Annotated in this window: 1 protein-coding gene; it reads left to right on the plus strand. The window is 67.2% G+C overall.

The window, feature by feature from the left end:
* The first annotated feature begins 117 nt into the window (after positions 1–117).
* Entirely contained in the window at positions 118–13,866 is a 13,749-nt protein-coding gene (locus GOSPT_RS19935; RefSeq protein WP_005208411.1) for a non-ribosomal peptide synthetase, read from the plus strand.
* Positions 13,867–13,879 lie beyond the last annotated feature (13 nt).

Here is a 13,879-nt window from a genome sequence, read left to right on the forward strand (position 1 = left end):
CGCACCCATCTGCGGCGCTCAGTCACGCGAAGCACGGTCAGATCCACCGGGCACAGGGCCACCACCACCGACCGATCGCCGCGCTCGACCGCGACGGTCACCTCATGAGGAGGCACAGTGAGCACCGAGGTGAGCACGACTCATTTCACAAGCGGACACGTCACAGGCGGGCAGCCCATGTCTGCCGACGCCCAGAGCCGACCGCTCTCTCTGACCGCGGCGCAGCGCGGCATCTTCTTCGCGCAGCAACTCGACCCCGACACCCCGATGTCGGTCGCGGCCTTCGCCGAGTTCTTCGACGACGTCGACGCCGAGGTGATGGACCGAGCGGTGCAACTGACCGCACTCGAGACCGAATCGGGGCTCCTGCGCGTCGTCGACGACGAGGACGGCGAACCACGCATCGTCGTCGATCGTGATAGGGACATCAGGCTCGGGCTCGTCGACTTCTCCGACGACGACGATCCGCGTGCGCGCGCTCTCGAATGGATCGACGATCACCGGTCACGCAACGTCGACGTCTACACCGATCCGCTCCTCGAGACGCATCTGCTGCGGCTGGGTCCGACGCACTCGCTCTGGTACTGCTGGGGCCACCACATCGCGTTCGACGGCTATGCGGCGATGTTCATGATGGTCCGGGTCGCTGCCCACTACACCGCGATCACCGAGGGTCACGCCGCGCCCGCGTCGACCAGCGCGACAATGGCGCAGATTGCCGAGATCGACCGCGAGTACCACGCCTCTGACGCTTTCGCCCACGCACGCGACCACTGGCAGCAGCGCCTGCGCCCCGGTGGAGCCGACGCTCCCGAACCGACCTCCCTGTCGCCGGCGAGCGCACCGGCTGCGCCGGTTGCCGTCGTCGAGAGCACCGAACTCGACGCCGACCTCGTCGCGCACATCCGTTCGCGCGCTGCCGATCACGGGGTGCGGGCCGCGTCGGTGATCACCGCGGCGGTCGCCCTCTACCTGGCACGCCTCAACGATCGCGACGACGCCCTGCTGAGCCTTCCGGTGGCGTGCCGCGACACCGACCTGCTGCGCACCTCTGCCGGACTCACGTCGAACGTCCTACCCGTCGGCATCGAATTCGACGCCGCGACGACCGTCGCCGACGCGCTGCGGAGCATGAACTCCGACATCAAAAATGCTGTGCGACATCAGCGTTTCCGCCACGAAGAGATCACCTCCGACATCCTCGACGACTCCGACGGTAGGCGCGGGTTCTTCGGTCCGATGGTCAACGTCATGCTCTTCTTCGAGCACATCGACTTCGGTTCACTGCGTGGCGAACTGAACGTGCTGTCGACAGGTCCCGTCGAGGACGCGTCCATCAACGTCTACGACGGCTTCACCGGCGGCATGCGACTCGACCTCGAGGCGAACCCGAACGTATACACCACAGACGACATCTCGGTGCACCACAACCGAATCGTCGACTTCCTCCGACGATTCGTCGACGCCCCCACCGATACGCCCGTCGTCGACATCTCTGCCGCGACGGCGTCGGAGTTGTCGGCCATCGACGATGTCGCACGCGGCCGCAGCGTGGCCGCAACGGACTCGACGCTCATCTCGCTGCTCGACGCCGCGCTGGAGCAGGGCACCGACACGATCACCGCGCTGATCGAACCCGGCGTCGAAACCCTGGACACCGCGACGTTCACCGCACGCGCACGCAGCGCGGCGGCCGGACTTGCCGCGCGTGGGATCGGCCCCGAATCGGTTGTCGGCGTTGCTCTCCCGCGAAGTGCCGACCAGGTGGTCGCACTGCACGCCGTCATCCGTGCGGGCGCGGCGTTCCTGCCCATCGATCCCGCGGAACCCGCGCAGCGCCTCGCGCACATCCTCGACACCGCCAAGCCCGCGGTGATCGTCGCAGCACCCGGCTGGGCCGGTGCCGACACTCCGGTGGTCACCGTCGACGAGCTGATCGAGCCATCACCGTCGACAGTGCAGTTCCGCGCACCCCGCCCCGACAATCCGGCCTACGTGCTGTTCACCTCCGGCTCAACGGGTAGGCCCAAGGGCGTCGTGATCGACCACCGCGCCATCGTGAACCGTCTGCGATGGATGCAGGATCGCTACCAACTCACTTCCGACGACCGGGTGCTGCAGAAGACACCGGCGACCTTCGACGTCTCGGTGTGGGAGTTCTTTTGGCCGTTCGTCGCGGGCGCCACACTCGTCGTTGCGCGGCCCGACGGCCATCGCGATCCGTGGTATCTGCGCGATGTGATCGCCGAAGAGTCCATCACGACACTGCATTTCGTGCCGTCGATGCTGTCTGCATTCGCCGACGCGCTCGCCCTCGACGAGTCGTCGAACCCCGATGCCCTGACGTCGCTGCGACGCATCTTCACCAGCGGCGAGGCGCTCACACCCGCGACAGTTGGTGCGATCGGCGAGCTCACCACCGCGCCGGTGCACAATCTCTACGGTCCGACCGAAGCCGCCGTCGACGTGACCTATCACGACGAATGCCGCAGCGACGCAGGCGATATCCCGATCGGCCGACCCGTCGACAACACGTCGACCCACGTGCTCGACCATCACCTGATGCCGCAAGCCGTCGGTGCGATCGGTGAGCTCTACCTCGGCGGCATTCAACTCGCCCGCGGTTACGCGAGCCGTCCCGACCTGACAGCGACGCGGTTCGTGTCGGATCCGCGTCAGCCCGGCGCGCGTCTGTACCGCACCGGCGACCTGGTACGTCGACGCGCCGACGGCGAGATCGAGTACCTCGGTCGCGCCGACTCACAGATCAAGATCCGCGGCCAGCGCGTCGAGTTGGGAGAGATCGAATCGGCCCTGGCGGCGTTGTCCGGCGTCCGCAGCGCGGCCGTCATCACGTTCGACGACGCGGCCACAGGTAGCATCGAACTGGCGGGCTACGTCGCGGGCGCGGATGACCTGGACTCCCGCGACGTCCGCGCAGAGCTCACCGAACACCTTCTCCCCCATATGGTCCCATCGACCATCACGGTTCTTGCGGATCTTCCGACGACAAGCAACGGCAAGCTCGATCGCTCCGCGCTCCCGGCACCGACACACACGTCGTCGCAGAGCGAACGAATCGAGCCGGTGACAGCACTCGACGTCGCCGTCGTCGAGACGGTTACCGCGGTGCTCGGTCTGACGACTCGGGTGTCGTCGTCCGACAACCTCTTCGATCTCGGCGGTAACTCGCTGTCGGCAACCAGGGTGAGCGCACGCCTCGCACGCCGAACCGGACACCGGCTGCCGCTACGCACCGTGTTCGACGCCCCGGACCTCGCCGCCTTCAGCGCCGCACTGCGCGCAGCGGGAGTCGACGACGAACTCCATACCAGCGAGTCCGTCGATGCGATCGCAGCGTCTACCGATGGGCGCGTCGCACTGTCGCCCGCGCAGCAGCGACTCTGGTTGACCGCCCGCCTCGACCCGGATTCTGCTGTCGCCTACCACATTCCGTTCAGTGTCCATCTTGTCGGAGCTATCGACGTCAGCGCTCTGCGTGCCGCCGTGAACGACGTCGTCGCGCGGCACGAGCCGCTGCGCAGCACGGTGTCGGAGCACGACGGACACGCATTCCTCGACATCCACGCCCCCGACGACGCCGCGATAGACATGCCTCTCGACGAGGTCGCCGAGGTCAGCGAGATACAGCAACGCGCCACCGACCTCGCCTCACAGCCGTTCGACCTCACGCGCGACTTCCCCATCCGCACACGACTCCTGCGCACGTCGTCCGACGATCACACGCTGGTCGTCGTCATTCACCATCTCGCAGCGGACGGGTGGTCGCTCGCGCCGTTCGCGGCCGACCTTGCCACCGCCTACCGTGCACGCGTCGACGCGCATACACCCGACTGGGCGCCGCTACCCGTCGAGTACTCGACGGTTGCCGCAGCCCACCGTGCCGCGTTGACCACCACCGACGGCACAGACCTCGACTTCTGGCGCAGTCGTCTCGCCGGCGCTCCCGCCGAAACCGAACTGCCACTTGATCGTCCGCGCTCCGATCGCCCAGGTGTTGCCGGCAGCGTCGTGACGATCACCGTGCCGCGCGAGCGTCACCGGGCGTTGACGACACTGGCCGCCGACAACGACGCGACCCTCTTCATGGTCGTCCACGCCGCGGTCGCCACGCTGCTGCGCGGCTTCGCCCGCGCCGACGAGATCGTCGTCGGCACACCGGTATCCGGACGCGGCGATGCCGACCTCGACGCGCTGGTCGGAATGTTCGTCAATACCCTTGCACTGCCGACGGGCGTCGACAAAAATGCCTCGTTCCTCGCTGTGCTCGGCAAGATCCGCGACGCCGACCTCGACGCCTTCGACCACGCCGACATACCGTTCGATCACCTCGTGACCGAACTGAATCCGCAGCGGTCGGCCCAGGTGCATCCGTTCTTCCAGGTCTCACTCGCGGTGGACAACCGCGACGACATCACCATCGACCTACCCGGCGTGAGCGCAACGGCCTCGCCGATCGACATCGCGTCGACCAAGTTCGACCTCTCGTTCACCTTCGTCGAACACACCGACGAGCACGGGCAACCGTCCGGAATCGACGTCGAGATCGGCTACGCCACCGACCTCTTCGACGCCCCCACCGTGAGCGGTATCGGTTCGCGACTGAGCAGAATCATCACCACGGTGACCGACGACGCGACACTCGCGGTCGGCGACATCGCCGTCCTCGACCCGAGCGAGCGGCTTGGACTGGTCCCGGCCGTCGGCGTGGGAACCCGCCCCGTCGAACACTTCTCGTCGATCCTCGCGGCAGCGGTTCGCTCGGAGCCCGACCGGATCGCCGTGACCGACGGCGACACCTCACTCAGCTACCGCGAACTCGACTCCGCCGCCGAGACTCTCGCGCAGTGCCTCCGTGACAACGGAGTCGGGCCAGAGGACTTCGTCGCAATTGCGCTACCCAGGAGCGCGCAGTGGGTGCGCGCGGTCTGGGCGGTCACCCGATGCGGAGCCGCATGGGTACCGATCGATCCCGCCTATCCGCATGCACGTATCGAGTTCATGCTGACCGATTCCCGTGCGCGCCTGCTGCTGACCGACGTCGACTCTCACCCGAAACTCGGCACCGCGGCCGACGGCATCACGACCATCACGCTCGACGAGATCCACCGTTCGGGCGGCGACGCCCCAGCGCCACAACGCGACAACGCACCCGACCTCTCCGTCGACCAACCCGCGTACATGATCTACACCTCGGGTACCACCGGCACACCCAAGGGCGTCGTCGTCAGCCATCGCGGCCTAGCCGACTTTGCCGCACAACAGGTGTCGCAGTTCGGCCTCACCGCCGACAGCCGCACGATGCACATGGCGTCGCCCAGCTTCGACGCCTCGGTCCTCGAACTCCTCATGGCGTTCTCCGGCGCATCGACGATGCGCATCGTCGGACCTGATCCCGTCGCCGGTCGCGAACTGACCGATCTGATGCGGTCCGCAGGCATCACCCACGCATTCCTCACGCCCTCGCTGCTGACCACCATGAATCCCGACGCCGTGCCGGATCTCGAGGTGCTGGTGATCGGCGGCGAGCATCCGAATGCCGAAGCCGTCCGTCGGTGGGCGCAGACCACGACGATCTTCAACGCCTACGGGCCGACGGAGACGACGGTCGTGGCGACGGTCTCGGATCCGATCGTCGAACACCCGACGACGTCGTACTCGCCGCGCGTCACGATCGGCAGACCCATCCGCGGCGTCTCGACCGTCGTCCTCGACGAGCGGCTCCTCCCCGTCGCACCCGGGACCACCGGCGAACTCTACGTCGCAGGCACACACCTGGCACGCGGCTACCACGGAGTGCACGGACTGACGTCGAAACGCTTCGTCGCCAATCCCTTTGGCGATCCCGGCGAGCGGATGTACCGTACCGGCGACCTGGTGCGCTGGACCGCCGATCATCGCCTCGAGTTCCGCGGCCGCGCCGACGACCAGGCCAAGGTACGTGGCCACCGCATCGAACTCGGCGAAGTCGACGCTGCGCTCACCGCACTCGACGACGTACAGGCCTCGGTGAGCATCGTCGACGGCGACGGCGCGACGGCGCGCTTGATCTCGTTCGTCGCGTTCGACGGGGTCGATGCCGACCACCACGCGCGTTCGGCGCTGCTCACCAAGCTGCGAGAACGTCTGCCGCGGCACATGATTCCCTCGGCCATCATCACAGTTCCCGAGATCCCGAGGACCCCCGCGGGCAAGATCGACCTGCGCGCGCTACCCGCCCCCGGCGACGCCGACACCGCACGCGAGTCCGTGCCCGTGGCACCGCGTTCCGACGCCGAGCGGATGATCTGCTCCGTCATCGCCGGGGTACTCGACCGACCAATCACCGACGTCGGCGTCGACGACGACTTCTTCGACCTCGGCGGCAACTCACTTCTGGCGACACAGCTGGTGGATGCACTCGCGCAGCACACCGGCTCACGCCTGGCCGTGCGCGACGTCTTCGATCATCCGACCGCTGCGGAGCTCGCGCCCCTGTGCGCAGAGGCGACACCTGCGCAACACGCTCTCCTGCACCATGATCCGACCACCGAGCTGGTCTGCGGACCTGCTCAGCGGCAGCTCTGGTTCCTCAACACGCTCGGCGCCGACGACGACGCACCCGATGCGTCGTACTCGATCGCCTTCGCACTCGACATGCGCGGCGCACTCGACGTCGACGCGCTCGCGGGTGCGCTCCGGTGGGTGATCGACCGCCACGAGCCACTGCACACCGTCTATCCCGAGCAAGACGGACTGCCGACCATGGTGGCGGCCACGAGCAGCGATCTCACGCTCGACGTGCAGGATATCTCGGCGTCGGACTGGCGTGTGACCGCAGAATCGTTGGCGCAGCGTCCGTTCGACCTCACCCGCGATCTGCCCATCCGCGTTGCGCTGCACCAGCTCAACGACGCCGCGGACCACCACAAGCTGACCGTCGTCGTGCACCACATCGCCGCCGACGGCGCGTCGATGGCGCCACTCGCGCGTGACCTCGCGGGCGCCTACGCGGATCTGTCCGACGGTCGATCACCGTCGGCAGATCCGCTCCCCCTCGACTATCGCGACTACCTGCGGTGGCAGCGTGACACGCTAGATGCCCGCCTACCGGAGCTGACCGCGTGGTGGCACGCAGAACTCGACGGTCTCGATTCCGCCCCGGTTCTGCTACCCGATGTCGCCGCGAAAGATGGAGCGGCACAACGCGGCGCCGATGTCGTCGAGGTGACCCTCGACAGCGCCGTCCGTGCGCGCCTCACCGAACTCGGTAGCTCGACGACCACCGAGTTCATGGCAATGCACGCGGTGCTCGCCGCTCTACTGCGCCACCACAGCGCCGACCAGGACGTGCACACCCGCGGCTCCGACGCCGACATCGTCATCGGAACTCCCGTCGCGGGCCGCGCCGATCCCCGTCTCGCGCAACTTGTCGGAATGTTCGTCAACTCTGTCGCACTCCGCACCCGCGTCGACGGGGCGTGGTCGGCGACCGAACTCGTCGACGAGGTGCGCCGAACTGACCTCGACGCCCTCTCGCACGCGGACATGCCGTTCGACGCCGTCGTGGCAGATCTACGTCCGTCACGGACGGGTCGTCACCCCATCTTCACCATCTCGCTGACCGTCGACGATGATCCGCTCGCCACAACGGATTCCGCGTTGCGCGGAGTGCGCACCGAGATCGAAGAAGTCGACACCGGCGCAGCACGTTTCGATCTGGAGGTGCAGTCGCGCGGCGACACGCTTCGTCTGACGTATGCGACCGACCTGTTCAGCCGTGCCCGAATCGAAGCGCTGGCAGACGATTTCGTCGAACTCGCCCACGCACTGATCGCGCACCCCGACCGCAGCGTCGACGAGCATCTCGTCGCAACCCATCAACTCGCACCACAGGCTGAGCCTGCCATCACGTCACCCGACCCGGTTCATCTCGGCGACCTACTCGAGCTCACGGCCACCCGTCACCGTGATCTCATCGCCGTTGAGGACGGCGACGTCGCGCTGACGTACGCGCGCCTCGACGAGATCTCGGCACGCTGGGCGAACGCTCTCCGGGCCGAGGGTGTCGGTCCGGAAGACGTTGTCGCCGTGGCACTCCCCCGGTCGTGGCGGTTCGTCGCCGCGCTCTGGGCAGTGCTGCGCTCGGGCGGCGTGGTGCTCCCCATCGATCCGCGATACCCCCTCGAACGCATCGAGCACATGCTCCGCGACTCCGACGTGGCAGTCGGAATCACCGACACCGACGGGGTAATCGGAAGCGCTCAGCTCGACGCGTCGTCCGACCTGCACTGGTTCGACACCGGAGCACTCGATCGCGGCAGCGCGGCACCGCCGGCCCCCGCGCCGCGTCGACCCGACGCCGCGGCCTACGTGATCTACACCTCCGGCTCGACCGGCGTGCCCAAGGGCGTCACGGTGACTCACCGGGGCATCGGCGCGTTCAGCCAGAGCCAGCGGGACCGCTACGACGTTCAGTCTGGCGATCGCACACTGCATTTCGCGTCACCCGGCTTCGACGCGACGTTCCTCGAGTTCCTCCTCGCCTTCGATGCGGGTGCGACGATGGTCATCGCGCCGCCGACCATCTTCGGCGGAGACGAACTCGTCGAGTTCCTCGACGAGCACGCCGTGTCGCACGCATTCATCACACCGGCCGCGCTCATGGCCGCGGCACCCAGCCCCCTGCCACTGCTCCGGACCCTCGGCGTCGGCGGTGAGGCGTCGCCCGCGGAACTCGTCGCCGCCTGGGCACCCGGGAGGCGTTACGTCAACTGCTACGGACCCACCGAGACCACAATCGTGGCGACGATGTCGCAGCCATTGAGTCCCGGTGAGGCGATCACAATCGGCGAGCCGGTGATCGGTTGCACTGCACAGATTCTCGACCATCGTCTCAATCCCGTGCGCGACAACGTACCGGGCGAGCTGTACCTCGCGGGGCCGGGAGTCGCGCGCGGCTACCTCGGCCGCCCGGACCTGACCGCCGCACGATTCGTCGCCGATCCACGAGCGCGTGGCGCGATCATGTATCGCACCGGCGACGTGGTGCACCGCACCACAGCTGGGTCGTTGGTGTTCGACGGACGCAGCGACAACCAGGTCAAGGTGCGCGGCTTCCGCATCGAACCGGACGAGGTGAGCAACGCCCTCACGTCACATCCTGACGTCGACGCCGCGCTGACACTCGTGCGCGGCGAAGGCGCGGACGCACGCCTGGTCGCCTACGTCACCTCGACCCCGCCCGACTCACTGTCCGACCGCGAACTCATCGCACATGTTGCTGCGAGCCTCCCGCGACAGATGGTCCCGTCGAGCGTCGTCGTTCTCGATCGATTCCCGTTGACGCCCAACGGAAAGATCGATCGTCGGGCGCTACCTGCGCCGACCGCACCGGCGACGACCGTTGCGCGAGAAGTCGGTTCGACAGCCGAGCAGCGGGTCGCCGACGCGATGGCCGACGTCCTCGGCATCGGTCGCGACAGCGTCGGCGCAGACACCGACTTCTTCGCGGCAGGCGGAACCTCGTTGCAGGCCACCGCTCTCGCGGCGAAACTGCGGACCGACGACCGAACCAGGCTTCGTGTGCGGGAAATCTTCGATCACCCGACTGTCGCCGCGCTGGCAGCACTCGTCAGCCAGGACGAGCACACAAGTGACACAAACGATTCCACCCACCATCCGCTGATTCCACAGCGCGGCAGCGTCGTTCCGGTCGCGCCGATGCAGCGTCGACTACTCTCACTTGCCCGAACGCATCCGGCGTCGACCGACTACCTGATGCCCTTCACACTGCATCTGACGGGAACCCTTGACCGTCAGATGCTCCGCGACGCACTGGTCGATCTCGTGTCGCGGCACGCCGGCCTGCGTACCGTCTACCCCTCCGAAACAGGCGGTACGCAGGTCGGAGGTGTGCTGATCGGAGCAGACCGCGCGATCGGACATATGCAACCGCTCGGCTACAGCGACAACGACGACGCGTCGGCGTTGATCGAGCACCTGTGCACCACCCCGATCGACATCTCGGCGCAGCCGGGGATACGCGCACACCTCCTGACGCGGATCTCGCAGGGCACCACGGGTGAGCACATCCTCGTCCTCCTCATCCACCATGCCGCGGCCGACGGGGCGTCGCTGCCGATTCTGATCGACGACCTCGCCACGGCCTACTCCGAGAGGCTGGGCGGCCGTGACACCATCTGGGAGGCTTCGGCTTTCGACTATCGCGACTATGCGGCGATCGTCACCGGGGCCGACCGTCGAACTGACGCGGAGGACAATCTCGCCTACTGGACAAACCTGCTCGCCGGCGCACCCGCCGACTGCGCACCCAAGCCGACCCGAACCGCACCAACTCGGGCCGACGCACCCGAGGGTTCACCGTCACTGGCCGGTTCGGTATCGATCCCACTCGACGACGCGCTGCGCAACGCTGTGATCGACTGCGCACGAACCTATTCGACCACCCCGTTCACCCTGCTCCACGCCGGGCTCGCCACCCTCCTGCACCGACTCGGAGTGGGCGACGACGTGGTGATCGGCACGCCAGTGGCGAATCGGGACGTCCCCGAACTCGCCGATACCTCCGACACCGACCTCACCCGCGTCGTCGGAATGTTCGTCAACACCCTCGCTCTGCGCACACGGCTCGACGGCACCGAGCCCGTTCGCGATCTTCTCGCGCGGGTACGAGACGACGATCTCGATGCGCTCGACCATCGCGACGTGCCCTTCGACGACGTCGTTGCCGCGGTCAACCCCGACCGGTCGGTCGGCGGGCATCCACTCTTCGAGGTCGCACTCTCTGTCCACGACTACGGGGCAGACGTCGCGCACAGCCAGGTCGAGCTGGCGCCGGGATTACATGGGGAGATCGACGAGATCGGCTCCGCACAGGCAAAATTCGGTCTCCAGTTCACGGTGGCGCACCTGCACTCCCCCGACGCCACCCTCGAGGTGACATTCGCCGCCGACCGGTACGACGACCGCGACGCCCACGATCTCGCTGTCAGATTCCTGCGGGTGGTTCGTGCGATCACCACCGACACCAAGCGGGCTGTCGGCGATATCCGCATCACCGATCCCCTCGAGGTGGCCGACGTCGCCCCCGCGCGCGGACCGCGCAGCGGCGAACCGATGACGTTCGGCGAGATTCTCGATGACGCCGTGTCACGCAACCCCGACGGCATCGCCGCCACCGACGGCGACACCGACATCACCTACCGCGAGCTCGACGCACGAGCGCACCGACTCGCACGTCTGCTTCTGGCGAGCGGGGTCAGGGACTCTGATTCCGTGGCAGAACCTGTTGTGGCGATGGCCATTCCGCGGTCGATCGAGGCGCTCGTTGCGATCTGGGCGATCGTGCGAACCGGTGCCGCCTACGTTCCCGTCGATCCGACGTATCCGCCCGAGCGGATCGCGCACATGCTCACCGACAGTGGTGCGCAGCTCGTGGTGACCGACTCGGCAACCCGTGAGCGCATCCCGTCGTCGACCACACCGGTGATCGTCGTCGACGAGCAGCCCGTACTCGACCGGCTCGCACGGACGTCGGCAGCGCCGCTCACCGATGCCGAGGCGACCCCCGCAGGCATCGATCAGTTGGCCTACATCATCTACACCTCTGGCTCGACCGGACGCCCGAAAGGCGTTCTGGTACCACACTCCGGGTTGCGCGCGGTGCGAGATGAGTTGCAAGCGCGGATGACACCACACGTAGGCTCACGGGTTCTGCATTTCGCGTCACCGAGCTTCGACGCCTCGGTGCTCGAATTCCTGCTCGCCGCAGCGGGATCGGCGTGCCTGGTCATTGCTCCCACTGATGTCTTCGGCGGTAAACCGTTGGCGCAGTTCCTCACTCGAACCGGGGTCACCCACGCATTCATCACGCCCGCCGCGGTGGCGAGCATGTCGCCGACCGACGCCCCGACGCTGAAGTGCCTGGCAATCGGCGGCGAGGCCTATGGAGCAGATCTCGCGCGACGGTGGTCGGCGGGGCGTCGGATCATGAATGTCTACGGCCCCACCGAGACCACGGTGATCACCACCTCCAGCGACCCGCTGCGCGCACACGACGAATTGACCATGGGCACACCGAACAACGGTGTGAGCGCACTCGTCCTCGATGCGCGGCTGCATCCGGTACCCGCAGGTGTTGTGGGCGAGTTGTATCTGATCGGATCGCAGGTGACTCGCGGCTACCACCGTCGCCCCGCCCTCACGGCCACCCGGTACCTGCCGGTCCCGATGGTCGCAGGCGACGAGTTCGCGGGTCACCGCATGTACCGCACGGGAGACCTCGTCCGGTGGACGCGCGACGGGCGACTGTCCTACGTCGCACGGAGCGACGGTCAGGTACAGATCCGGGGCTTCCGCGTCGAACTCGGCGAAATCGACGACGCCCTGACCGCCGACCCGCGTGTCGATTTCGCGGTCACCGTGGTCGTTGGCCCCGACCAGCGCGACTCCACGTCGACGCAGGGCGGTTCCACGCTGCACAGCTACGTGACGCTCACCGAACGAGCCGCCTTCGTCGACAACTCGCAACGAAGCGCTCTCGGCGACGACCTGCGGGGTCTTCTGCGACAACGTCTTCCGCGCCACATGGTGCCCGCGACGGTCACGATCCTCGACGAGATCCCGCTGACCCCGGTCGGCAAGCTCGACCGCGCGGCACTCCCTGCGCCGGAGATCACACGACGCGGCCGCGCCCCGCTCCCCGGCACCGAGAAGACCATCGCGGCCATCTTCGTCGAGGTGCTCGGATTGCCGGACGATGAGATCGCGGCAGACGCAAGCTTCTTCGACCTCGGCGGAAACTCGCTACAGGCAACGACTCTCACCGATCGTCTGTCGAGCGCTCTCGGAGTCGAAATCCGCGCACATCAGGTGTTCGCGGCACCCACCGTCGCAGAACTCGCGGCCCAGATCGACCCCGCGTCACACGAGCTGGACAGCACCGAAGGCTCCCGCTCCGCCTGGGAGGTACTCATCCCGCTGCGGTCGACACCGCGCGAGTCCGCATCGGCGACTGCGCCGCTGTTCGTCGTACATCCGGCGATCGGACTCTCGTGGGCATTCGCGTCGCTTCTCCCCCACCTGGAACCCGACCGTCCCGTCTACGGACTCCAACACCCCTCGCTGTCCGGGCAACCTGCCCCGTCGTCCCTTGGCGAGCTCGCCGCCTACTACGCGGAGCAGATCCAGTCGGTTGCGCCCACCGGGCCGTACCACCTGCTCGGTTGGTCACTCGGCGGGATCATCGCCCAGGAGATCGCGGTGATCCTCCAGGGAAGCGGAGAAGAGGTCGGCGATCTGACGATCCTCGACTCGTACGTCCTCTCCGACCGCCCCGACCTCGTCACCGAACCCTCCATCGGTGAGCTCATGATCGAATTCGGCATCACCGCAACCGATTCCGTCACCGCCGATCCCACCGCATCGCCCGATGTCGACGACGCCTGGCACGCGGTGCGGGCGGCGGGCGGGATGCTCGCGGGGCTGTCGAGAGCCGAATTCGGCACGGTGCACCGCGTTTTCGAGCAGGCAGGCTCCCTCGCCAATCCGTGGCGCCCGCGAGTGTTCCACGGAGACATCACCTTCGTCTCCGCCACCAGGGCATCACAGCCGGGAGCGCGAGCCGTCGACGGATGGCGTCCCTACGTCGACGGGTACATCCGCAACATCGACGTCGACTGCACGCACGCACGAATGCTGCTGCCGGACAACGTGGCCGATTTCGCTTACGCCCTCTCGCCACCACCGCGTCGATCAGCGCGGCATCGCAGAGACGACGCCGCAACGACGTCCCATCGATGGCGCTACACCAGTCGCGTCACGCCAACCGAAGACATCAACTGAGGAGGAATCACTC

Source organism: Gordonia sputi NBRC 100414 (genome assembly GCF_000248055.1).
GTDB classification, from domain to species: Bacteria; Actinomycetota; Actinomycetes; order Mycobacteriales; family Mycobacteriaceae; genus Gordonia; species Gordonia sputi.